At 73.4% G+C, this 22,146-nt stretch carries 21 protein-coding genes; 9 read left to right on the top strand and 12 right to left on the bottom strand.

The window, feature by feature from the left end; translation table 11 throughout:
* Positions 1-359: 359 nt before the first annotated feature.
* A complete protein-coding gene (locus tag ACFV04_RS27925) occupies positions 360-1,019 on the bottom strand; it encodes a rhomboid-like protein (protein ID WP_380533326.1) in 660 nt (219 codons plus the stop codon).
* Positions 1,020-1,305: 286 nt separating this feature from the next.
* On the opposite strand from ACFV04_RS27925, the gene ACFV04_RS27920 reads away from it, so the two are divergent.
* Both ACFV04_RS27920 and ACFV04_RS27915 read left to right on the top strand, forming a co-directional pair.
* The gene (locus ACFV04_RS27920) at positions 1,306-2,025 is read left to right on the top strand and encodes a rhomboid-like protein (protein WP_380533324.1); all 720 of its coding nucleotides are present in this window, start codon (positions 1,306-1,308) and stop codon (positions 2,023-2,025) included.
* 327 nt (positions 2,026-2,352) lie between these two features.
* Positions 2,353-5,022 (top strand): glycosyl hydrolase, encoded by a 2,670-nt coding sequence (locus ACFV04_RS27915; protein WP_380533345.1) that lies wholly within the window; start codon positions 2,353-2,355, stop codon positions 5,020-5,022.
* A 232-nt stretch (positions 5,023-5,254) separates the two neighbouring features.
* Here ACFV04_RS27915 and ACFV04_RS27910 read toward each other — a convergent pair whose 3' ends face one another.
* The 8 genes from ACFV04_RS27910 to ACFV04_RS27875 all read right to left on the bottom strand — a co-directional run bounded on the left by ACFV04_RS27910 (position 5,255) and on the right by ACFV04_RS27875 (position 13,139).
* Positions 5,255-5,635 (bottom strand): VOC family protein, encoded by a 381-nt coding sequence (locus tag ACFV04_RS27910; RefSeq protein ID WP_380339609.1) that lies wholly within the window; start codon positions 5,633-5,635, stop codon positions 5,255-5,257.
* 440 nt (positions 5,636-6,075) lie between these two features.
* Positions 6,076-6,405 (bottom strand): hypothetical protein, encoded by a 330-nt coding sequence (locus ACFV04_RS27905; protein ID WP_380339612.1) that lies wholly within the window; start codon positions 6,403-6,405, stop codon positions 6,076-6,078.
* A gap of 338 nt (positions 6,406-6,743) precedes the next feature.
* Positions 6,744-7,733, bottom strand: a complete 990-nt coding sequence (locus tag ACFV04_RS27900) for an STM4011 family radical SAM protein (protein ID WP_380533322.1) — start codon at positions 7,731-7,733, stop codon at positions 6,744-6,746.
* Positions 7,730-9,064, bottom strand: coding sequence for an STM4012 family radical SAM protein (locus ACFV04_RS27895; RefSeq protein WP_380533320.1), 1,335 nt, complete (start codon positions 9,062-9,064; stop codon positions 7,730-7,732). Before ACFV04_RS27895 ends, ACFV04_RS27900 begins: the two co-directional genes overlap by 4 nt.
* On the bottom strand, positions 9,061-9,936 hold the full coding sequence (locus ACFV04_RS27890) for an STM4013/SEN3800 family hydrolase (protein WP_380533343.1): 876 nt from the start codon (positions 9,934-9,936) through the stop codon (positions 9,061-9,063). The genes ACFV04_RS27895 and ACFV04_RS27890 overlap by 4 nt, the downstream gene beginning before the upstream one ends.
* 59 nt (positions 9,937-9,995) lie before the next feature.
* On the bottom strand, positions 9,996-11,120 hold the full coding sequence (locus tag ACFV04_RS27885; protein ID WP_380533318.1) for an STM4014 family protein: 1,125 nt from the start codon (positions 11,118-11,120) through the stop codon (positions 9,996-9,998).
* A gap of 14 nt (positions 11,121-11,134) precedes the next feature.
* Positions 11,135-12,070, bottom strand: a complete 936-nt coding sequence (locus tag ACFV04_RS27880; protein WP_380339624.1) for an STM4015 family protein — start codon at positions 12,068-12,070, stop codon at positions 11,135-11,137.
* A 91-nt stretch (positions 12,071-12,161) separates the two neighbouring features.
* Entirely contained in the window at positions 12,162-13,139 is a 978-nt protein-coding gene (locus ACFV04_RS27875; RefSeq protein ID WP_380533316.1) for an STM4015 family protein, read from the bottom strand.
* A gap of 200 nt (positions 13,140-13,339) precedes the next feature.
* On the opposite strand from ACFV04_RS27875, the gene ACFV04_RS27870 reads away from it, so the two are divergent.
* The 4 genes from ACFV04_RS27870 (at position 13,340) to ACFV04_RS27855 (ending at position 17,043) form a co-directional block, all read left to right on the top strand.
* Positions 13,340-13,666, top strand: a complete 327-nt coding sequence (locus tag ACFV04_RS27870; RefSeq protein ID WP_380339630.1) for a hypothetical protein — start codon at positions 13,340-13,342, stop codon at positions 13,664-13,666.
* A gap of 119 nt (positions 13,667-13,785) precedes the next feature.
* A complete protein-coding gene (locus ACFV04_RS27865; RefSeq protein ID WP_380533314.1) occupies positions 13,786-14,892 on the top strand; it encodes a DUF6745 domain-containing protein in 1,107 nt (368 codons plus the stop codon).
* Positions 14,893-15,022: 130 nt separating this feature from the next.
* Positions 15,023-15,817: a MerR family transcriptional regulator gene (locus ACFV04_RS27860; RefSeq protein WP_380339636.1), complete on the top strand. Its 795-nt coding sequence runs from the start codon at positions 15,023-15,025 to the stop codon at positions 15,815-15,817.
* Positions 15,814-17,043, top strand: coding sequence for a glycosyltransferase (locus tag ACFV04_RS27855; protein WP_380533312.1), 1,230 nt, complete (start codon positions 15,814-15,816; stop codon positions 17,041-17,043). The genes ACFV04_RS27860 and ACFV04_RS27855 overlap by 4 nt, the downstream gene beginning before the upstream one ends.
* A 171-nt stretch (positions 17,044-17,214) precedes the next feature.
* On the opposite strand, the gene ACFV04_RS27850 is transcribed toward ACFV04_RS27855, so the two are convergent.
* On the bottom strand, positions 17,215-18,012 hold the full coding sequence (locus tag ACFV04_RS27850) for a class I SAM-dependent methyltransferase (RefSeq protein WP_380533310.1): 798 nt from the start codon (positions 18,010-18,012) through the stop codon (positions 17,215-17,217).
* Between the two features lie 105 nt (positions 18,013-18,117).
* On the opposite strand from ACFV04_RS27850, the gene ACFV04_RS27845 reads away from it, so the two are divergent.
* The gene (locus ACFV04_RS27845; protein ID WP_380533308.1) at positions 18,118-18,630 is read left to right on the top strand and encodes a hypothetical protein; all 513 of its coding nucleotides are present in this window, start codon (positions 18,118-18,120) and stop codon (positions 18,628-18,630) included.
* A gap of 7 nt (positions 18,631-18,637) precedes the next feature.
* The gene (locus ACFV04_RS27840) at positions 18,638-19,408 is read left to right on the top strand and encodes a class I SAM-dependent methyltransferase (RefSeq protein ID WP_380339647.1); all 771 of its coding nucleotides are present in this window, start codon (positions 18,638-18,640) and stop codon (positions 19,406-19,408) included.
* Positions 19,409-19,824: 416 nt separating this feature from the next.
* Here ACFV04_RS27840 and ACFV04_RS27835 read toward each other — a convergent pair whose 3' ends face one another.
* Positions 19,825-20,238 (bottom strand): hypothetical protein, encoded by a 414-nt coding sequence (locus ACFV04_RS27835; RefSeq protein ID WP_380533306.1) that lies wholly within the window; start codon positions 20,236-20,238, stop codon positions 19,825-19,827.
* Positions 20,239-21,090: 852 nt separating this feature from the next.
* Positions 21,091-21,375 carry a hypothetical protein gene (locus ACFV04_RS27830; protein WP_380533304.1) on the bottom strand — a complete coding sequence of 95 codons (285 nt, stop codon included), beginning with the start codon at positions 21,373-21,375 and terminating at the stop codon, positions 21,091-21,093.
* 350 nt (positions 21,376-21,725) lie between these two features.
* Between ACFV04_RS27830 and ACFV04_RS27825 the strand changes: the two genes are divergently transcribed.
* Entirely contained in the window at positions 21,726-21,956 is a 231-nt protein-coding gene (locus tag ACFV04_RS27825; RefSeq protein WP_380533302.1) for a hypothetical protein, read from the top strand.
* The last annotated feature ends 190 nt before the right edge of the window (positions 21,957-22,146 follow it).

Here is a 22,146-nt window from a genome sequence, read left to right as displayed (position 1 = left end):
CGACGAGCCCCGAGGCCGCCCTCCGTCGCGTGCCGAAGGTGTCAACTCGGCTGACCCGCCGGATAGTTGGGGACCGGTGAACGGCTTCTGGTCCGGTGGCGGCTGCAGCGGTCGGGTGGTCGGGGCGGTCGAGGGCGTCGGACCTGCGGGCCGGAGGGTGGCCGTGGAGTGCGGAGGCCGAGACGGGCGGGGATCCGGGACGGGCGGGGATCCGGGACGGGCCGGGATCCGGGACGGGCCGGGATCCGGGACGGGCCGGGCTCCCGGGGGGAGTCCGGCCCGAACGTGCGCGTCCGTGCGCGTCCATGCGCGTCCGTGATGGTTCATGCGTGTTTGTGATGGTTCGTGCTGATGCGGGGTCAGCGGGGGAGGGTGGCCGCGCGGGTGCGCACCCAGGCCGTCCGGGAGGCGAGCACGCCGAGGCCGAGCGCGACCAGGTGCCCGGCGTCGGCCAGCTGCTGGTTCAACGTCCAGGCGGTGGCCAGGGCCAGCGCGAGCGCCGGAAGCCCGTAGCGGCGCAGCGGGGCCGGGCCCAGGGCGAGCAGGCAGGCGCCGGTGGCGACCAGCCCGTAGCTGATGCCCACGTCCCGGGCCCGGGAGAGTGCGCCGGGGATGTGGGTGCTCAGCATCACCCACATGGCGCCCTCGGTGAGCAGGGTGGCGCCCAGGTGCCCGAAGACGAAGACGGCGGCGGCCCGGGCGGGGCCCCAGCGCCACTCGGCCAGGCCCAGCACGACGGCGACCGCCGCGATGCCGGCCCAGGCCGGTACCCCGTCGACCACCAGGCCGCTGGTGAACAGGGTCCACCACTTTCCGACCTCCATGTGGTGGACGTTGCTGCTGTTGTGCCGGACGAACCGGGCCCGCTCGGCGTGGCCCTGACTGGCGAGCCAGGACGCGGTGATGGTCAGCAGCAGGACGTACGCGGCGGTGAGCCGCGGGCGGGCGGCCGTTCCGGGCGCGGATCGTGGGGGCGCGGCGGTGTCGGTCGGTGTCCTCGTCCCGAGGCGATCGCTCATCGTGCCTGGTGCCCTTGTCTGCTGTTCCCGGTGTCGGCACGCCCGGTGCGTGGCCGAGGAGGTCGTGGCCGGGAGGGTCGGAGCGCCAGCGTACGACAGTGGAGGGCGACGGCCGGGCGCCGTCATCGGAGGGTTGACGGCCACCAAAGGGCGCGGCCGCCCGATGCCGGGGCGTGGCGGAGTAGCGGGCGGGGCGGGGGGAGGCAGGTCACCCGGACGGGCCGCCACAGCGGCGGGCGGTGGCGGGACGGGGGGAGGGTGAGGGAGGACTGTCGAGGAGGCGCCGATGGCCGGCAGCACCGTCCGGGGCCCAGAGGCGCACCGGCGGCCCTGGTGGGCGCGCGCCGCCCGCGCGGTGTGGGCCTACGTCCGGCGCGCCCCGGGCACCTACGCGTGGCTGGCGATCCTGCTGGTCACCACCGAGGTGATCCGGCACGTCGACCCGCTGACCGCCGACCGCATCCTGCAGCGGCGTTCCACCAACCTGCACCACCTGCAGGTCTCGCCGGTCCGCGTCCTGGTGACCAGCGCGCTGTGGATCGCGGGCGGCGGCTGGTTCTCCTACTTCCTGCTCTACAACCTCTTCCACGTGCCCGCCGAGCGCTGGCTCGGCACGCTGCGCTGGATCTCGGTGGCGATGCTCGCGCACGTCGGCGCGACCTACCTCAGCGAGGGCGTGCTCGGCTGGGCGATCCACAACGGGCTGGCCCCGCCGCGAGCCGTCTACACCCTCGACTACGGCGTCAGCTACGCGCTCGCCGGGGTGGTCGCGGTGCTCACCTACCTGATCGTGCGGCCCTGGCGGTACCTGTACGCGGCCGGTGTGCTGGCCGTCTACGTCCTGGGTGTGCAGCAGAACCGGGACTACACCAGCATCGGCCACCTCAGCGCGGCGCTGATCGGGTTCGCCTGCTACCCGCTGACCCGCGACCGCCCGGGCGCCTTCGACCCGGTCGCCTCGGTGCGCGTGGTCCTGAGCCGGGTGCGCCGGGCGCGCGGGCGGTGACCGGAGGGTGCTCGCGGGTCTGGTTCCCGCGGGCACCCTCCGGCTGCTACGGCCGGCATGGTCGTGACGGCCGTGATGGTGATGACGGCAGGGGCGGGCGCGACAGGAGTGACAGACGTGACGGACGTTCGGTATTCGGTGAAAGTCAACTGTTCGAAACTGTAAGGCTTTTACCGGGTTCTTACCGTAGACCCCTACCCCCGGCCGGAGCGGCCGACCAGGCTTGCCCCCTGTTTCCGCCGAGTCGCACGACCGCGCGACCGGCCGCAGGGGAGGACCGCGACCGTGCCCACCAGGCAACGACGACGGCTGCTGCTGAGCGCCGTCATGCTCACCGTGATCGGACTGACCACCACCCAGGCGTTCGCCGCGCCGCCCGTGACCCCGGAGCCGCAACCGTGGCAGGTCCGGCACCAGGCGGACATCGGGAAGACGCACGCCCAGAAGGTGCGGAGCACCACTGGTGCGTCGACCGCAGCGCCGAACCTTACCCCGCGGGCCGAGGCGGAGGCCGGGGACGGCGGCGACGAGGCGGAGAACTCCGCCGAGGGCACCGCGCAGTACACCGAGGCCCGCACCGCGCCCGGTGTCGTCGCGCCCGGTGCCTACGGCGCGGCCTGGGCCCAACTGCAGTCGATGCCGCACACCGGCGGCAGCTGGGACCACGTCACCGACAAGCCGTACAACTCCGACGACCCGCGCTACCGCGACGTCAACTCCAACTCCAGCGGCGGCTCCGGGCTGGTGACGGGCCGGATCACCGGCGTCGCGGCCGACAAGGACGGTTACGTCTACGCGGGCGGTGCCAACGGCGGGGTGTTCCGCTCCCGCACCGGCGGCGGCCACTGGGAGCCGATCGCCGACAAGCTGCCCACGCTGTCCACCGGCACCCTGAACCTCGACGGCGGCGGCCGGCTCTGGTACGCCACCGGTGAGTCCAACACCGGCGCGACCTCGTACGTCGGCACCGGCGTGTACGTGCTCTCCGACCCCAAGCACGGGGAGTTCCAGCCGGGCAACCGGGTCGGTGGCGCGGAGCTCGAATCGACCATCATCCACGCGCTGCGCTTCGGCGGCGGCAAGGTGTGGGCGGCCACCAGCCGGGGTGTCTGGAGCCACTCGGCCACCACCCTGTCGGGCCCGTGGACGCTGGAGTTCGCGCCCAACCCGGAGTACCTGCCGGGTGGTTCGAAGGCCGGGGACCCGGCCGCGCCGTACAAGAACATCGCCAACGACATCGCGATCGACCCCAAGGACCCCACCAAGGTGGTCCTGGCGGTGGGCTGGCGCGGCGGCGACACCTACAACGGCTTCTACAGCAAGGCCGCGGACGGCACGTGGCAGCGCGTCGCCTCGCTCGGCGATCTGCCGAGCGACGCGGCGAACGTCGGCAACGTGACCTTCGCCGCCTCCGCGGACGGCTCCCGCTACTACGCGATCGACCAGTCCCCGGCAGTCATGGCGAGCGACCCGGACACCGGCCTCAAGGGCATCTACGTGTCCAAGTCCGGTTCGCCGTTCGGGCCGTGGACCCAGATCGCGGACAAGGACAAGCTGAAGAACTCCGGCTCAGCGCTGCAGGACGCGGGTTACCAGCCCGGCATCCAGGCCTGGTACAACCAGTTCCTCCAGGTCGACCCGGCCAACCCGGACCACGTCTACGCCGGCCTGGAGGAGGTCTTCGAGACCACCGACAGCGGCAGCACCTGGGCCACCGTCGGGCCCTACTGGAACAACGGCTTCCCGTGCTGGAGCATCGACCCGGCCAAGCAGACCGGTGACTGCTCGCCGACCACCCACTCCGACCAGCACGCCGTCGCCTTCGGCAGCTACCAGGGCAAGCCCACCGTCTACGTCGGCAACGACGGCGGCATCTACCGGCGCCCGACCAACGGGCAGCTGGACGCGTACGGCCACGCCAAGGACTGGACGCCGCTCAACGACGGCACCATCGACACCCTGCAGTACTACTCGGTCGGCATCGGCAAGGACCCGGCGGACCGCTCGGGCCGGGGCGTCATCGTCAGCGGCGGACTGCAGGACAACGGACAGTCGATCCTGCGCGCCCACGACAAGGTGATGGGCTCCAACTTCGGCGGCGACGGCGCCGACACCCTCGTCGACCCGAACAACGGCTGCAACATCGCCGAGGAGTACGTCTACCTCGACATGTGGGTCACCCAGAACTGCGCCGTCAACGACGGCAGCTGGACGAAGGACCCGAGCAAGGCCACCTCCTACGAGGTCGCCCCGCCGGACAAGGACACCAGCGCGGCCCGCTTCATCGCGCCGATCACCAGCGACCCGAAGGACGTCAACACCTGGATCGCCGGCGGGCAACACGTCTGGGTCCAGCACAAGGGCTACGCGATCCGCAGCGGCAGCGAGTGGACCTCCGCCTACGACCTCGGTGCCGGACACGTCGCCACCGCGGTCGCGACCGTCGACGGCACCGTGTACGCGGGTTGGTGCGGCCCGTGCAACAACGTCGGCTTCAGTCGTGGCATCGCGGTCGGCAAGACCGACGGCACCGGCTGGCACCAGCTGAGCCTGCCCGTCGACGGCACCCTGCCCAACCGCTACATCTCCTCCTTCGCGGTGGACGAGAAGGACGCCCAGCACGTCCTGGTCGCGTTCAACGGCTTCTCGCGGACCTGGACCGAGGGCCCCGGAGCGGGCATCGGCCATGTCTTCGAGACCCACGACGGCGGCACCACCTGGACCGACGTCTCGGCCAACCTGCCCGACGTCCCGGCCACCTCGGTGAAGATCCTCCCCAACGGCGGCCTCGCCCTCGGCACCGACCTCGCCGCCTTCTACCGAGCGCCGGACACCACCGACTGGCGGACCCTCGGCCGCAACCTGCCCACCACCGCGGTGCAGCAGCTGAAGATCGGCCCTGACGGCAAGCTCTACGCCGCCACCTTCGGCCGCGGCATCTGGTCCTTCGACCTGCGCCGCCTCGGCCACGGCCGGTACGACGAGACGGACGACTGACCGGCGTACCGGTTCGTCGCCAAGCCGCGGTCGGCCGACCGTTGCCCCTGCTGCCCGGCCCGCTCCGCACGAGCGGGCCGGGCAGCGGCGTCGTCCGACAGGGCCCTGGCGGCAGGCGCGAGGGCCGCCGGGCCGGTTCCGGCGGGTGCGGGCCTGTGGGCCGGCGGGTATGACGGGCCGGTGGGCGGGCCCGGGGGAACCGTCCACCGGCTGGGTGGGTGATGGGGACGGCCTACGGGCCGACGCGCTGGGACACGCAGATGATGTTGCCCTCGCTGTCCTTGAACCAGGCAGCGCGCATGCCCTCGCCCTCGGCGATGCCGTTGACGGTCTTCAGACCGGGGAAGTCGTACTCCTCGAAGGTGATGCCGCGGTCGCGGAGACCGGCCATCTCGCCGTCGAGGTCGGCGACCTTGAAGCTGGCGAGCGTGTGGGCGGCCTGTCCGCCGCTCGGTGTGCGGTAGACGCTGAACTGGGTGCCGCCGCAGTCGCAGACGAACTCCTCCTCGTTCTCATCGGTGAGCTTGAGGCCGAGGGTGTCGGTGTAGAAGGACTTGGCGCGTGCGAGATCGGCGGCGGGGATGACTGCTTGCAGTGGTGCGTCTCCAAGCATGGTGTTTTGCCTCCTCCCTGTTACCAGGCTAGGGACGCGGGGGCCGGGCCGCCCGGTGAGCGAGGGCTCGCTTCGGGGCGTGCGCGCGCGGTCGCCTGGAGTCACGCGTGCGCGCGGCCGAGCGCCCGCCGGTTTGGCGTCGGTGACCAGGGCCCGGCCACGCGCCAGGCGAGGACGGCGGCGAGCACCCCCGGTGCCGGTGCCCGGGTCCCGGGCGGTGGGGTGGTCGAGGGCGGCCGGTGGCAGCGGCGCCCTGGCGACGAGGCGGACGTGCTTGCCGCGGCCGGCGGGAGGGCCCGTCGTGCGGGTGGATGCGGGCGCCGGGTGCGGGGACCTCGACGCCCCGGGACCTCGATGCCCCGGGTGCGGCACCGGTGGGCGCCGATCACTCCGAGGAGTTCGCCGCCCCGAGGAGTTCGTGCAGGGACACGATTCTGTTGTCAAGGAGCGGTCGGTCCGGCCGCGAGGAAGGCCTCGGCCGGGGCGTCGGATGTGGAATCGGAGGCGAATCGGGGTCGGTGCCGCTCGGCGCGGCGGCGCATGGCGTACAGGAGTCGGAGCGCGCCGGGGCAGGCGCCCTGCCGAAGCAGGGCGGTGCCCTCGCAGGCGAGCCGGTGGGCGGCCTCGGCGCGTAGGGAGTCATCGGCGGCGAACGGGCGGCGCGGTGGAGACGCGTCGTTCTCGCTGTGCCGGCTCGCGGACGGTTCGGAGAAGAGCAGGACGGAGAGGGTGGGCAGGGCGACGTTGGTGGGCCGGTGGGTGTCGGACACCGGGGCGGGCTGGCTGGCTCCTCGTGTCGAACGTGCCAGGGGGCACGAAGGACACTTCGAGGAGGAGGCGCGGCAGCTGGTGCGCCGGGCGGCGCCGACCCGGTGGCGGCGGGTGCAGGCGTCAGGCCGGGTGCGGCTTGCGTGTCGAAGCGCGGGCCGGGGTGTCACCGAGCGCGAGGCCCGGCGCAGCTGCCGGTCGTATACCGCTGATCATGGCGGGCCTCCTTCCTGAACCTGCTGGTCCGGTACGGTCGTTCGTACACTTTCACGCAACGTGGTCGGTTCGCAACCGATTTATCGGTGGCTTCGTCACCGGCGATTTTTCACGGGGGGACCCGTCACCGCCGCTTCGTCGCCGGTGATCCGTCACGGCCCGGCGGCCAGTCGGCCGGGATGCGCTCCAGGACCCCCGCGCCGAACAGCGGATACAGCGGCAGGGTCTCCAGGTGGACGTAGCCGATGTGGCAGTCGCAGACCGGCAACGGGCAAGGTCGCGGCCCCAGCCGGGCGCGGTAGCTGCCGTCGTAGAGGTTGCCGAGGACGTCCCGGACGAAGTGGCAGCGGCGAACGGTGCCCCCGCCGTCCACCGACAGCACGGACTCGCCGGTGCGGCAGGGCAGTCCGGCGCTGGGGTGGGCGTGCCGGCTGTAGCCGAAATGCGGGTCGAGGTCGGTCCAGCGGGCGGCCTCGGCGTCGGTGTAGTCCAGCCCCTCGGCGGCGTTGACCCACAGGTAGACGTCCTCGGCCAGGTCGGCGCGCAGGCGGCGGGCCTCGTCGAGGTGCTCGGGCCGGCCGACCACGCCGACGCTGTAGCGGACCCCGAGCGCGTCCAGTTCGCGGCACTTGGCGAGGAAGCGCTCGCGGGTGACCTGACCCGGGTGGTAGGTGACCCAGAGGGCCAGCACGTCGAGGTCCGCCCCGGCGATCCAGCCGGTGCGGCAGCTGAGGTTGGTCTGGATCGCGACCCGGCGGACGTGCGGCAGGCGGCTCAGTTCGACCAGTGCGCGGCGGTACCAGGAGCGGACCAGGCCCTCGCCCCAGGGGGTGAACAGCAGCGACAGCGTGTCACCGGTGCCGGCGCGCCCGGCGGCCCAGCCGGTGAAGCGGGCCAACGCGGCCCGGTCGGCGCGCAGTTGCTCCGGGGTGTCGCGGCGCTTGGCGAACGGGCAGTAGGGGCAGTCGTAGTCGCAGGACGCCAGCGGACCGCGGTAGAGCAGGGTGAGGTCCCGTGCGCCGTCCTCGTCGACGGCCCCGGCCGCGGGGGATGTCGCGGTGCCGGGGGCGGGCGCGGTGCGGGGTGCGACGCCCGGCAGGCCGAGGAAGGTCATTTCGCCTCGTACGCCGTCATCAGGGCCCGCACCCCGGGCGAGAACAGCATCGGGCCGGCCGCGTCCGAGTGCGCCAGCCCCTCCGGGGAGAGCCGCAGGTGCTCCGGGTCGTCCGTCGCGAGCCAGCCTCGCTCGGCGAGGTCGGCGAGCTCGGCCGGGAAGTCCTCGGCGGGCGAACGGCCGAACCGGGCGCGGTAGTCGGCCAGCGGCATGCCCTCGGCCTGCAGCAGGGACTGCACGAGGTGGCGCCGGCGCGGCTCGTCGTCCCGCATCCAGTGGCCCACCTCGGCCCGGTGGAAGTCCGTGGTGCCGACGTAGTCGTCGATGATGCCGCGCACCTCGGTGGCGTTCACCGCGTAGTCGAAGGAGTAGTGCAGCCGCGAGGTGTAGGAGCGGGCGCCGCAGCCCAGGCCGACCATGCCGTCGGTCTGGCAGGCGTACTCGCTCGCCCCGGCCTGCGGGGATGCGGCGCGGCGGAACATCCGCATCGACACCTGCTGGTAGCCGTGGGCGAGCAGGTGGTCGCGGCCGGAGCGGTAGAGCGCGAGCCGGCGGGTGTCCCAGGCGGCCGGGCCCTCCTGCTCGCCGCGCCGGGCGAGGCCGGTCAGCGGGCGGACGTACAGCGGGTAGAGGTACAACTCCTCGGGCTGCCAGGCGAGGGCGGCGTCGAGGGAGCGGAGCCAGCTCGCCTCCGTCTGGCCGTCGATGCCGTAGATGAGGTCGATGTTGAGCACCGGGAACCCGGCGGCGCGGATCCGGCCGAGGGCGGCCTCCACCTCGGCCCGCTTCTGCGGTCGGACGGCCGAGCGGGCCTCGGTGTCGTCGAAGGACTGCACGCCCAGGCTCAGCCGGGTGGTGCCCCGGGCGGCCAGCACCTCCAGCCGGTCGGCGGTGGAGGTGGCGGGCGAGGCCTCCACCGAGAGCGGCACCGCCCGCAGGTCGGCGCCCATCCGTCGCTCGGCGATGTCGCACAGCCGTTCCAGTTCGCCGGCCGTCAGGTAGGTGGGCGTGCCGCCGCCGAAGGCGGCCAGCGCGAACCGGGCACCGGCGTCCAGGGCCTCGCGGACGGCCCCGGCCTGGCGCTCCAGGGCGTCCAGGTAGGCCGTGGTCAGGCCCGCGGGGCTGCCGATCCGGGTGAACAGGTTGCAGAAGCCGCAGCGCACCTCGCAGAACGGGACGTGCAGGTAGAGCGAGAGCGCGTGCTGGGGCTCCCCGGCCCACAGCTCGCGCAGCGGCGGGCGGTCGGGCAGCGGCCGGTACGCCGTCTTGTGCGGGTAGGCGTAGACGTACGACTGGTACGGGGAGTCGGGGCGCGGGGGTGCGGTCGTCATGCGCGCTCCTCGGTGGTGGCGGTGTCGGGGGCGGGGGCTGGGATGGTGGGGGCGGCCGTATCCGCCGCCCCGGCGGGGAGGGTGAAGTGGGCGTACGGGACCGTCCAGACGACCTCGTGGCCGATCCGGTGACCGGTGTAGCCGTCCTCGCCGTACGCGGTGCCGTGGTCGGAGCAGACGATCGCGAAGCAGGGGCGGCGGGCGCTCATCGCCGCGAACAGCCGGCCGATGTGGGCGTCCACGTACTCCAGGGCGGCGGCGTGGCTGGCCCGGGAGTCGCCGTGCTCGCGGGTCGCGCCGGGCAGGTGGAACCAGTTGGGCTGGTGCAGCGCCGAGACGTTCAGGAAGACGAACAGCGGCTGCTCGGCGGGCTGTTCGGCGGCGACCCGTTCGGCCCGGGCGACCTGCTCCTCGAAGGAGGTCGGGGACGCCACGCCCATCCCGGCCGACCAGTGGCTCTCCTGGAACAGGCCGGGCAGCACCGAGCCCAGTGGGCCCTGCTTGTTGAAGAACCCGACGCCGCCGATGCACACCGTGCGGTACCCGGCGGCACCCAGGGCGGTCGGCAGGTCCGGGGCGTCGAAGACCCAGGTGCGCGGGGCGGTGCTCTCGGAGCCGGCGAAGCGGGCGGCGAACAGGCGCGGGTGCGGACCGCCGGGGGAGGCCGGGGTCGGCAGGAAGCCGGCGAGGATCGCCTGGTGGGAGGCGTAGGTGAAGCTGCCGGGCGCATGCCGGCGCTCCCACCGGCCGTCCGGGAGCAGGGCTGCGAGGTTCGGGATCCGGCCGGCGGCCGCCAACTCCTCGGCGACGTCGAAGCGGAGCGTGTCGAGGGTGACGAGCAGCAGGTCGTGGGTACCCACGATCGCGTTCATGTCGGGTGCGGGTGCGGGTGCGGGTGCGGGTGCGGGTGCGGGGGTGGTGGTTCGGTGGTTCATCGAGCGGGTTCCGTGATCTGGTGGTCCGTCGCCCTGTGCGGCGATCGGGCGGGCGTGGAGAGGGCGGCGAGCTGGGCGCCGTAGGTGTCGAGGCCCTCGGCGGGGCCGCCCGGCAGGCCGGTGAGTCCGGGGAGCAGGTCGCCGAAGGCGTTCACCTCGCCGACCAGGGCACGCCGCCAACCGGTGGTGGGCAGGACGTCGACGCCGACCATCGGTGAGTCGGGGAAGCAGGCCGCGGCGCGCTCGGCCGTCTCCAGCAACGCCGGCCAGGCGGAGCCGGCGACCTCCCGGGCCTGCTCGACACTGCCCCGGGCACCGCCGAGGTGCAGGTTGGTCATCGGCTGGGTGCTGGTGCGCACCACCGCGTGGGTGGCCCGGCCCGCCACCACCACGACCCGCAGGTCGGCCGAGCGGCCGGACTGCGAGGCCTTCGGGATCCACTGCTCGACGTGCAGCCCGTCCGGCGCCAGCCGGTCGACGATGGCGGCGACCTCCCGCTCACTGCGGTAGCGGCGCACCCGCAGCGAGTTGTGCAACTGGCCGTCGGCCAGTTCGACCGAGGTGGTCGCCTGCAGCTGCCCGCGCGGCCCGAACTCCAGGGCCGTCACCCCGGAGGCGGAGGAACCGTGTACGGGCTTGACGAAGACACGGTGCAGACCGGTCTCGGAGAGGCGTCCGCGCAACTGCTCCCAGCCGGTGACCTCACCGCCGAGCGCCCTGGGAACCGGGACCCCGGCCGCGGCGAGCAGCGCGTGTGCCCGGCGCTTGTCGAACATCACGGCGATCTCCTCCGGGTCGCCCAGCAGCCGCACGCCCGGCCGCGCCGCCAACCCGCGCAGCGCGGCCGTCACCCCCGTGTACCAGGCGGCGGTGCCCTCGACCCTGGTCGGCGCGTAGCCGGGACCGAGCACCGGGCCGCGCAGCAGCCGGTCGACCTCCGGTTCCTCGCCGGGCGACTCGACGCGCAGCAGAGCGCCCTCGGGCAGCCGGTACCGGCCGCGCAGCACGTCCAGCCAGGGCAGGACGGCGGGTTCGGGCAGCCCGGCGGCCCGCGCGGCGGCGGCGAACATCGTCACCCGCCGGTGGCCCGGGTTGCCGAGGACGGTCAGCTGCGGCGTCATCGTCGTTCCACCGCCTACTCGGCGACCGAGACGTAGCGGTCGTCCTCGTCGTCCGCGTCGTCGCCCTCGGGTTCGGAGAGGTCGATCTCGACCCCGGGCAGGGCCTGGCGCAGGTGCTGCTGCATCTCGTCGCTCAGGTAGTGGTGGTGCAGGTCGAGCGAGCGCAGGTGGGTGAGCGGCTGGCCCTCCAGCAGGGCGGTGGCGCCCTCGTCGGACAGCACCCCCATGGCGAGGCTGAGCGACTCCAGCCGGGCGACCACGGGCGCGTGCGCGAGGGCGGCGGCGATCTCGTCCTGGAGTTCGCTGTTGGCGAGTCCGAGGTGGCGCAGCCCCGGCAGGCGGGTGCCCTCCAGGAAGGGCGCGAGGTCGTCGACCGTGGCGTCGCCGCCGTACTCGTCCACGCCGAGCCAGAGGTCCAGACGCTCCAGCGCGGGAAGCTCGGACCCGGCCACCGCGCGCACCACGGCGGCCGGCAGGCCGCCGGACTCGAAGCGCAGGCAGGTCAGCCGGTCGTGCCGCACCGGCTCCAGGGCGAGGTCCATGCCGCCGCGCACGGTCAGCGACCGCAGCTCCGGGAAGGCGGTCAGCAGTGGGGTGACGTCGTCCATCTGCAGCCAGGAGATCTCGCACTCGTCGAAGGTCACCTCGCCGAGGAAGAGCGCCTCCAGGGCGGGCAGGCGCCCGGCTTCGGCCGTGACGGCCTCGACCACGGCGTGCACGGAGGTGTAGCCGTCCTGCCACCAGGGGCCGATCACCACGGCGCGGACGCCGGCGGGGTCGACGGCCCGGAGGAAGGACTGCCAGAGCTGACCGAAGCCCTGCTCGGAGCCGTAGTCGACGGACAGCCGCCAGGCCACGGCGCCGGCCGCGGGCTGCGGTCGGGTGTCCTCGGGCGTGAACTCGTGGATCGGCAGCTCATGGAAGCGTTCGATGTGGTGGGAGACGGTCATGTCGGATCCTGGTCGGTGGTCGGTGGTCGGTGGTCGGTGGTCGGTGGTCGGTGGTCGGTGGTCGGTGGTCGGACGGGAGCGGGGCCGGCGGCTACTCGGCCACGGCGACGTAGCGCCACCGGTCGTCGGGCTTGCCGGGCTCGGAGAGGTCGATCTCGACCCCGGGCAGGGCCTGGTGCAGGTGCTGCTGCATCTCGTCGCTCAGGTAGTGGTGGTGCAGGTCGAGCGAGCGCAGGTGGGTGAGCGGCTGGCCCTCCAGCAGGGCGGTGGCGCCCTGGTCCGTCAGTACCCCCATGGCGAGGCTGAGCGACTCCAGCCGGGCGACCACGGGCGCGTGCGCCACGGCGGCCGCGATGTCGTCCTCGAACGCGCTGTTCTGCAGACCGAGGTGGCGCAGCGCCGGAAAGCGCGTGCCGTCCAGGAACGGAGTGAGGTCCTCCATCGTCGCGTCGCCGCCGTAGTTGTCGACACCGAGCCAGAACTCCAGCCGCTCCAGTGCGGGGAAGTCGCAGCCGGCCACCGAGCGCACGACCGACCCCGGCAGGCCGCCGGACTCGAAGCGCAGCGCCCTGAGCGCCTCGTGTCGCAGCGGCTGCAGCGCCAGACCGCCCTTGCCGTCCCAGTCCTCCGAGGCACCGCGCACCACCAGCTCGGCCAGCTCCGGGAACGCCGTCAGCAGCGGCGTGATGTCGCACTGCTGGATCCAGGAGATCTCGCACTGCTCACAGGTGATGTCACCGACGAAGAGGGCGCGAAGGGCGGGCAGCCGGTCGGCGCCGGCGACCACCGCCTCCATCGGCTCCCGGAAGCTGTCCGGATCCTCCTGCGACCACTGGCCGATCACGACGGCGGTGACCCGCTCGGAGTCGACGGTGTCGAGGAACTGCTGCCAGCGCTCCGCGAACGTCGCCTCCGACTCGTAGTCGAGGTTGATCCGCCAGGCGGCCGAAGCCGCGTCGGGCAGTCGGAGGGAGTCGGCGCCGCCGCGCTCCGCGGCCTCCTCCATGGCCTCGACGAAGTCGAAGACGGGCAGACCGTGGAACCGCTCGATGTGCTCGTTGACCGTCATGCGCTGCTCCTCCGGGGTCTGGGCCGAACAACTGTCTACCAGCAGGGACCGACAGACCGGCGGCCGGGTCGGAGCCGGGGCGCGTTGTCAGACCCATGCCCTATGTTCCGGTCATGGCTCCGGAGAGTGACCGCGGGAGGCGCGGCGGAGCCGTGGGCCCAGGCGTCCGCCGGGCCCGGCCGTACGGCGAGGGAGGACTGATGTACCGCCAGGGTGACGTGCTGATCGTGCCGGTCGAGGAGGAGGCGGTGCCGCCGCGGGCGGCGGAGCTGGCCGTGCAGCCCCGGGACGCGCGGGGCCGGATGGTGCTCGCCCTGGGCGAGGTCACCGGGCACGCGCACGCCGTGGTCGGCCCGGGTGAGCTGCGCCGTGAGGCGGGGCCGTTCGGCGCGGGCTGGCTCCACCTGCCCGAGGGCGGGCGGGTGGTGCACGAGGAACACGCGGCGATACCGCTGCCGAAGGGCTGGTACCGGGTGGTCCGTCAGCGCGAGTACGTCCCCGGCGCGGTGCGGATGGTCGCGGACTGACGCCCGCTCCGCCGGAGCCGGCGGGCAGGGGAGCGGTGGCACGGTGCGGGCGGGGGCCGCTGGAACGGATCGAGAGCGGACGGCCGGGTGAGGAGCCCGGGCCGGGAACGGAGCAGACGATGGAGACGGTGACCCAGAACGACCCGACGGCCGTGCGGACGCCGGACCGGACCGCCGGGGTGACGGCCCGCTGGCGCGCCGCCGCCGCGGCCACCGGGGCCGGCGACCGGGCGGCGGCCGAACGTGCCGTACGGGCCGCCTACCGGGCGGCCGGGCTGCCCGAGCCCGCGGTGGTCCGCTGGTTCGACTCGCCCCTCGCCGCGGCCGGAGCCGCGCTGGAGCTGCGGGCCGCCGGGGCGCAGAGCGTGCGCGAGGCCGTGCGCACCCTGCCCTGGGAGACGGCCCGGCGGCGGGCCGTCGAGCACGTCGGCCCGACCGGTTGGGCGGCGCACTGGGCGCTGACCGGCGGCGAACTCGGCCCGGTCACCACGCCGCTCGCCGACCGGGTGCGCAACGCCGTGCTCGACCGGCTCGCCCCCGAGGCCGACCGCGAGGCCGACGTCGCCGTCGCGGCCGAGGCCCGCTCCCGCCGCACCACGATCCGGCTCGCGCTGCTGGACGCCGTGCGGGGTCAGCACGACGCGCCGTGGTTCGCCGCCCTGGAAGCCGCCGGGGCCGGCGCCGACGCCGTGGCGCCGCTCGCCGAACTGGCCCGCGAGGCCGGCTGGTGGTGGCCCTACCGGGACGTGGCCCTGCTCAGCGAGCGCCCCACCGCGCTGCACCGCGACGAGGCCGGACGCCTTGACCGGGCGGACGGGCCCGCCCTGGAGTACGCCGACGGCTTCGCCCTGCACGCCTGGCGCGGCATGCCCGTCCCGCCGGAGTTCCTGGCCGGGCTGGCCGAGGTGACCGTCGAACGGATCCGCACCGAGGAGAACGCCGAGCTGCGCCGCGTCCTGCTGGAGCACTACGGCTACGACCGCTACCTGGAGGACTCCGGCGCCGAGCCCCTGCACCGCGACGAGACCGGTGTGCTCTGGCGGATCGTCCTGCCCGACGACGAGCCGGTGGTGATGGTCGAGGTGGTCAACTCCACCCCCGAGCCGGACGGCACGTACCGCACCTACTGGCTGCGCGTCCCTCCGAGCACCCGCACGGCCCGCGCCGGGGTCGCCTGGACCTTCGGCATACCCGAGAGCGCCTACCACCCGCAGCGCGAGACCTGAGCGGGCCCGGTCCCCGGTCCCCGGAGCAGGCCGCTGAGCTGCGCGTGTTGACCCTCACCCCACGTCAGGCCGCACGGTGAGCACAGCGGACGGCCGGACGCACGGACACACGGACACACGGGAGGGACTCATGAGCTGGTCGGTGGGACAGGTCTCGGGATTCGCCGGGGTCACCATCCGGACCCTGCACCACTACGACCGGTCCGGGCTGCTGTCGCCCAGCGAACGCAGTCCGGCCGGCTACCGGCTCTACAACGGCGCGGACCTCGCCAGGCTGCAGCAGATCCTCTTCTACCGGGAGCTCGGGTTCCCGCTCGACGAGATCGCCGAGATCCTGGCCGACCCGCAGGCCAACGCCCTGGACCACCTGCTGGCCCGACGGCAGGCCCTCACCGAGCAGATCGCCCGGCTGCAGAAGCTCGTCGACGTCGCCGAGCGGGCCATCGAGGTCCAGCGCACGGGGCTCGAACTCGGCCCGGAGGAGCGCTTCGAGGTCTTCGGCGACGTCGTCTTCGACCTCAGCTACGCGGCCGACGCCCACCTCAAGTGGGGCGAGCGGGAGAGCCACCAGGAAGCCCTGGCCCGCGCCGCCGCCCACTCGAAGGAGGACTGGCGGCAGTTGATGGCGGAGGCCGCCGCCTGGCGCGGCCGGCTGCTGGCGGCCTTCGACGAGGGTCTACCGGCGGACCACGAGGCTGTGCTGGACCTCGCCGAGGAGCACCGGCAGCACATCACCCGATGGTTCACGCCCTGCCCGCCCGAGATGCACTGCCGGATCGCCGACGACTACGAGGCGGACGCCCGTGCCTTCGCGCTCGTCGTACCGGCAGCCGAGCAGCGCCCGGAGCTGGCCGGGTACCTCCGCACCGCCATCGGCTGCAACGCCGAGCGGCACGGCACGGGCGACCGGGAGGCGACCCGATGAGGATCCTCCTGATGACCGCCGGTTCCCACGGTGACGTCGCGCCCTACACCGGACTCGGGGCGCGGCTGCGCGGCGAGGGGCACCACGTCGCGCTCGCCGCGCCGGAGGCGTTCCGCGAACTGGTGGCCGGCAGTGGCCTGGAGTTCCGGCCGCTCCCGGCCGACCCTCGCGGGACCTCCGCGCCCGCCGGTTCGCGCGGCGGCCGCTCCGAACTGCTCACGCGGGCGGCCGAGTTCATCGACCGACTCGGTGACGGGCTCGCCGACGCCGCCGCGCCCGGTGCCGACGTGCTGCTGCTGAGCGTCACCACCGCGCCCTTGGGCTGGCACCTCGCCGAGGCGATGGACCTGCCGTGTCTCGGGGTCTACCTCCAACCCACCCTGCCGACCCGGGAGTTCCCGCCGGTCGTCGGGGGCGGTCGCTCGCTGGGGAGCTGGGGCAACCGTGCCGCGGGGGCGCTCGGCCAGCAGGTCGTCGACCGCCTGCACACCGCGGCCGCGCGCCGGCTGCGGTCCCGGCTGGGCCTTCCGGCGGTCTCCCAGGGCGCGCGTCGGCGAGCGGTGGAGCGGGCGGGCTGGCCGGTGTTGCACGGATTCAGTCGCGCCCTCGTGCCACGACCGGAGGACTGGCGGGAGGGACTGCGGGTGGTCGGCAACTGGTGGCCGTACGTCGCGGCGGACTACCGGCTCCCGGCCGAGGTCGAGGACTTCCTGCGGGCCGGGCCGCCGCCGGTGTTCATCGGGTTCGGCAGCATGGCGGAGGGGCAGGGCGCGCGGCTCGGTGCCCTTGCCGTGGAGGCGCTGCGGCAGGCGGGACTGCGGGGTGTGCTGCAGGCGGGTTGGGCGGGGACGGTCGGAGAGGGGAGTGACGTGCTGAGCATCGGCGAGGTGTCCCACGCCCGCCTCTTCCCGCACCTGGCGGCTGTCGTGCACCATGCCGGAGCCGGTACGGCGGCCGCGGCGCTCCGGGCCGGAGTCCCGAGCGTTCCGGTCCCGGTGATGGCGGACCAGCCCTTCTGGGCCGACCGGCTCGCCCGGATCGGTGCCGCCACCGCTCCGCTCCGCTTCGCCGATCTCACCGCTGCCCGGCTGGCGGAGGCCGTTCGGCAGGCGGTGGAGGACCGGTCCCTGCGCACGCGGGCGCGGGCGGCGGCGCGCGCGATGGCTGAGGAGGACGGTGCGGCGCGGGTCGCGGAGGCGGTGGCGGCGTTGGGAGGTGGTCGGTAGGTCGCTGCCCTGCGGCGGCGGGGAGGAATCGGTGCGTGACGGAGGCGACGGCACGAGGGAGGTGATGGCACGAGGGAGGTGATGGCGCCGGAGAGCGTGAGTGGCAACGCTGGGGACCGAAGGTCGGGGCGGAGTACGAGCAGGGCGTAAGGGCGCAAGGGCGCATGGCCGTCAGGCCGTCAAGGCATCCGGGCGTTCGGGCGTACGGGCGATCAGGACGGGCTGGAAGAACCCGGTGTCGGCGGGTGCCTTCCATTCCGCCCCGATGAAGCCCGCCGCCGTGGCGAAGGCACTCGACTGCGCCTGGGTGAGGGCCCAGTAGGTGGACCGGTGGACGTCGACACGCCACTGTCCGGCGTGGTCGGACAGCAACTGGAACAGCTCCGAGTCGTACCGCTCGCCGTCCTCGTGCCACTGCCAGAGCTGGAAGACGACGGACCGCTGTCCCTCCCGCTCGGCGGTCTGCGGCGCGGTGGAGGACGGCCGGCCGCGGCGCAGCTCGTCGTACGGGCGGGTGGTGAGCAGCAGCAGACCACCGGGGCGCAGGACGCGGCGCATCTCACTGAGCGCGGCCAGGACGTCCGCCGGGGTGAGCAGGTGGGGCAGCGCGTTGTCCGCGCAGACCACGACGTCGAAGCTGCCGTCGGGGAAGGGGAGCTGCCGCATGTCGGCGGCGGCGGTGGGGAGTTCCAGCCCGCGCCGGACGGCCTCCGCGGCGGCGCGGCCGGCGGCCACCGGGCTGAGGTCCGTCCCGGTGACCCGGTGCCCGCGGCCGGCGAGACCGATCACCTGGGTACCGATGCCGCAGGCGCAGTCCAGGACCTCGGCGGCGCGGTCCCCGAGCCGGTCGCGGACCAGGGCGTCCAACGCGGTGCCCTGACGGATGACGGAGGCGTCCCAGTCGGCGTAGATGAGGTGGTAGCCGGCCGCGAAGTCGTCGTAAAAGCGGGCGACGGGGGATGTGGTCATGGCACCATCCTCGCGGGGCCGTCGGCGCGGTGCAGCGGTTTTCGCAGGCGCCGGGCGCCGGGACCACCCGGGGGCGGGCGGGGACGGGCCGAGGAGGAGGAACGGATGGAAGCCGGGCAGGACCGGTCGGCCGGCCCGGTGGAGCAGCCGGTGGTGCTGCCCGAGGGTTCCTGGTGGGACTGGGACGTCTTCTCCTGGCACCCGGGCGAGTTGCGCCTGGCCGCCGGGTACGACCTCTCCTACCACCACGGGCTGGAGCTGGTCTTCGCCGATCCGCTCCACGTGCGCTGCCCGGCAGGCTTCCAGGACCCGGTGTTCCGTGCTCCCGCGCCCGAGGAACGCCGGCTCGTCGAGCGGCAGTGCGGCGAACCACCGGGTGTGCTGGTCGCCTTCGAGGCGGACGGCGGTGGCGCGGAGCCGGTGTCCGGGCTGATCGCCGCCGGGAGTCTGGAGGTACGGGTCGGGCTGGTCCTGCGCTACGGACGCGGCGCGGAGCCTGACGGCCGTCGGCCCGGCCAGGAGTCCGACGGCCGTCCGCTCGGCTCGTGCCGCACGGACCTTGCCGGCCACTCGCCCGGTCAGGAATCCGGTGGCCGGACGGCACCGCCACCGGGATGATGCGGGCATGCGCACCTTCGAAGAGCTGATTGCCGAGGCCGGGACCGTGTCCGTGGACGGCTGGGACTTCTCCTGGCTGGACGGCCGGGCCACCGAGGAACGCCCGTCCTGGGGCTACCAGCGGCTGTTGTCCGGACGTCTGGGTGAGGCGTCGGCGGCCCTGGACATCCAGACCGGCGGTGGCGAGGTGCTGGCCGGGGCCCTGCGGCTCGCCGGGCCGCAGGGCCGGATCCCGGCCGTCCTCGCGGCGACCGAGTCCTGGCCGCCGAACCTCGCCCGGGCCACCCGGCTGCTGCACCCGCTGGGCGCGCTGGTGGTCGCGGACCAGGACGAGCCTCCGCTGCCCTTCGCCGACGGGGCCTTCGACCTGGTCAGCAGTCGGCACCCGGTGCGGGCCTGGTGGGCGGAGATCGCCCGGGTGCTGCGGCCCGGCGGCAGCTACTTCGCCCAGCACGTGGGTCCGGCGTCCGTCTTCGAGCTGGTCGAGTACTTCCTCGGGCCGCAGCCGGAGGCGCGCGAGGGCCGTCGGCCCGAGGTCGAGAGCGAGGAGGCGCGGGCTGCCGGACTGGAGGTGGTGGACCTGCGGTCCGAGCGGCTGAGGATGGAGTTCCGCGACATCGGCGCGGTGGTGTACTTCCTGCGCAAGGTGATCTGGATGGTCCCGGGCTTCACCGTCGACGCCCACCGGGACCGGCTGCGCGAACTGGACGCCCGGATCCGCGCCGAAGGCCCGTTCGTGGCCCACTCGGCGCGCTTCCTGATCGAGGCACGCAAGTAGATCGACTCATCCGGTGCGCGCACCGTACAGATGTGGAGGAGCCGAGGGAAGCCTGGAAGGTCCGGCCGGTCGCCCCTGCTGTTGTGAGCACCGATTCATCTGGGCGGCGGGTCGAAAGGCACTCTGAGCCGGAGTGATGTTCCACGCCGGGAGCTCTCCGACAGCTGCCGGGCGGTCGACTACGGCCGGCACAATAGGACTCATTGGCGTCCGGCTGGAGGCCCCACCCGAGTGGGGCGCCGAGAGTGATCGAGTCTCGCGTCTGTGCATGTTGAGCAGGGTCTGCTCGTACCCGTGCTGACCTTTTGCCGACCTATCCGACGAGCAGTCAGATGAATGCCGCCTCCCTCCTCGTGGGTCGCGTTCGTGTATCCGACGTGCGTGGATGGTGCTGGCGGCCCTTCGCGGGCTACTGGTCACTGCCCGTCGCCGGAGAGGCTGAGTTGTCCGTGGAGTTGGGGGAGCACGCCGTCATCGCCACGGCAGCCGTCATCGAAGCGGCGAGCGCCAGGGCTGTACGCCGCCGTACCCGAGGTGTCTTGATTCCGGAGAGGGAGTTGCTTGACATTCGTTCTTTCCTGTTCGACTTTCGCGCTCGATCGAACGCTTCCGGCCTGGTTGCTGCGCGGCGGCCAGGACCTCCCGCCCTTGCCGATGGCGATGCTGCCGTTGCGGGTCCGGACGGCCACGGAATGGCCGCTCGCGTCGTCCTTCGCGACGTTCACGGTGACGTCGCCCTTCTTCGCGGCCGTGCGGACCGCGTACTTCGATTCCGGCAGGCCCAGCTCGACGTTGCCGTCCCTGCTCTGCACGTCGACCAGGTCGGGCACGGCGGCCAGGCCCAGGTCGACGTTGCCGTTCCGCGACGGTTTGGGCGAGCCAGACCACCAGCGCCACCAGCTGCTCGGTCGCCGTTGTGGAGCTGCCACCCGAGGGGCGGCCGGGGTAGTGCCGGTGGTGAGCAGGGAGCAGCGGGTTCGGACGGCTACGCCAGCGTTCGAGATGACGCGCCGACACCTCGGCGCCGTGCTGCGCCGCGAGGTCGATCAAGCGTCGGTCGGCGGGGCTGGGGGAGGTTCTGGCCATGGGCCGAACGTAGTGCCGCCGAGTGTGCTCCGGCCGGGCTGTGGCGAACACCGGGCGGTCGGTTGCTGCCCGGTGTAGTGTCCGCCTGCCGTAGACCCCCCGAGGTTCCCCCGGTTCGGGCGGAACGCCACTTGCTTCGATGAGGGCACGAGGCCGGAGCAACCGGCCGGTGGCGCCAACGTGCCCAGGAGGGGCAGGAGATGGCGACGGACTTGATTAGCGCGGGGCACGTCCGTAGTGGGCGTAGGGAGTGCCGTAGGGCGGCTGGAGTCCGGTGGCGGCGGTACCTGCGGATGGCCGGCGTCAGTGCGCTGAGGGGCGCGTCGTCGGCGGCGGGTGCGGCGGCCGTCAGCGGTGCGCTGTGGTGGCTGGGTCATCGGTGACGGACAGTAGACGCCCGGATCTGTCCGTTGCCGAGGGCGAACAGCCCTACAGCGCACACTGCGTATGCGCCGGTCACAGCGGCGCTGGTCGCGGTGGCGGCGCCGATCGCGGTGGTGCAGCAGCAGGCGATCAGCGCGGTAGGACAGCGGACCGGGTGGTCGAGCATCGGCAGGTGGTCGTCTCTGCGGCCGTACGGGGTCGGGTGCCAGCCGTCACTCGGTCAGGTTGCCGTGCAGGTCGATGCGGTGGATGCGCCAGACGATGCTGCGCTTCCATGCGCCGGGGTCCTCGGGCAGCCAGCCGACGTAGACGCGCCCGTCCGGGCTGGTGCAGTGCACGGTGCCCTCGGGGGTGTCGACCATCGGCCAGCCGAGGCCGCCGAGCAGGGCGAGGGCCGGCTCGGCGCTGTGGTCGGAGGAGTGCCCGGAGCGGTCTGTGAGCTGTGGTTTGCGAGCGGTGGTCCGGGGGCCGGCCGAGTCACGTTGAGTAGTGGTCATGTGTGGTCTCTGGCGGCGCTGACGTGTGTGTCCGTGGTGCTGTGGACGGGTGGGTTCTTCGGCTGGGGGCCTTGATCGGGTCCGACGTGTGCGGTGTGGACGATCTGGTGGTGGCGTACGCGGGTGATGGCGCCCGAGCTGGATCGTCTTCGGCTGGCCGATGGCTGGCTGCGTCGCTGGGTCGGTACGTGGCTGGCCGGCGAGACGAAGGTCTCGTGGCCGTTGGGGACATGGCGTCGGCTCCGGTGCCGGCCTCGCGGCCGGTGCGGAGGTTCACGTGGCGGTCTCGCCAGGGCACCGGCCGTGGTTCCGGCCCGTTGCGTCCGGCGCTGTTCCTACGCCGAGGTTCTATGACGGATGCCGTGATGCTGGAGCGGATCGCCGTGCGTCGTGCTGACCTGGATCTCCTGGAGGAGCAGTTGGTGAAGCAGCTCGCCTTGGTGCGGGTCGAGCGGGTCGAGCGGGTCGAGCTGGTCGTGGCCGAACGCGTGGTGCAGCGGATCAGCGAGCAGAGCTTCGGGGAGTACCTGTCCCTCGCGCCGCCGCCCGAGGAGGCGCAGGTGGGGTCCGTGGCTTCCTGAACAACCTTGACTCGAATCCCGCTGCGGCCAGGTGGGTGTGCCGGCGCAGCTGGAACGCGGCGGACTCGTGGTCCCGATCGTTCTTCTGATCCTGTCCTACCGTCTACGCGGCACGAGTCCGGTTTCGAAGGCGATGATCGCCAGGTGGACGCGGTCCCGGGCTTCGAGTTTGGCGAACAGACGCGCGACA

Source organism: Kitasatospora sp. NPDC059599, from assembly GCF_042735125.1.
GTDB lineage: Bacteria > Actinomycetota > Actinomycetes > Streptomycetales > Streptomycetaceae > Kitasatospora.
This window is presented reverse-complemented; position numbering and strand designations above follow the sequence as displayed.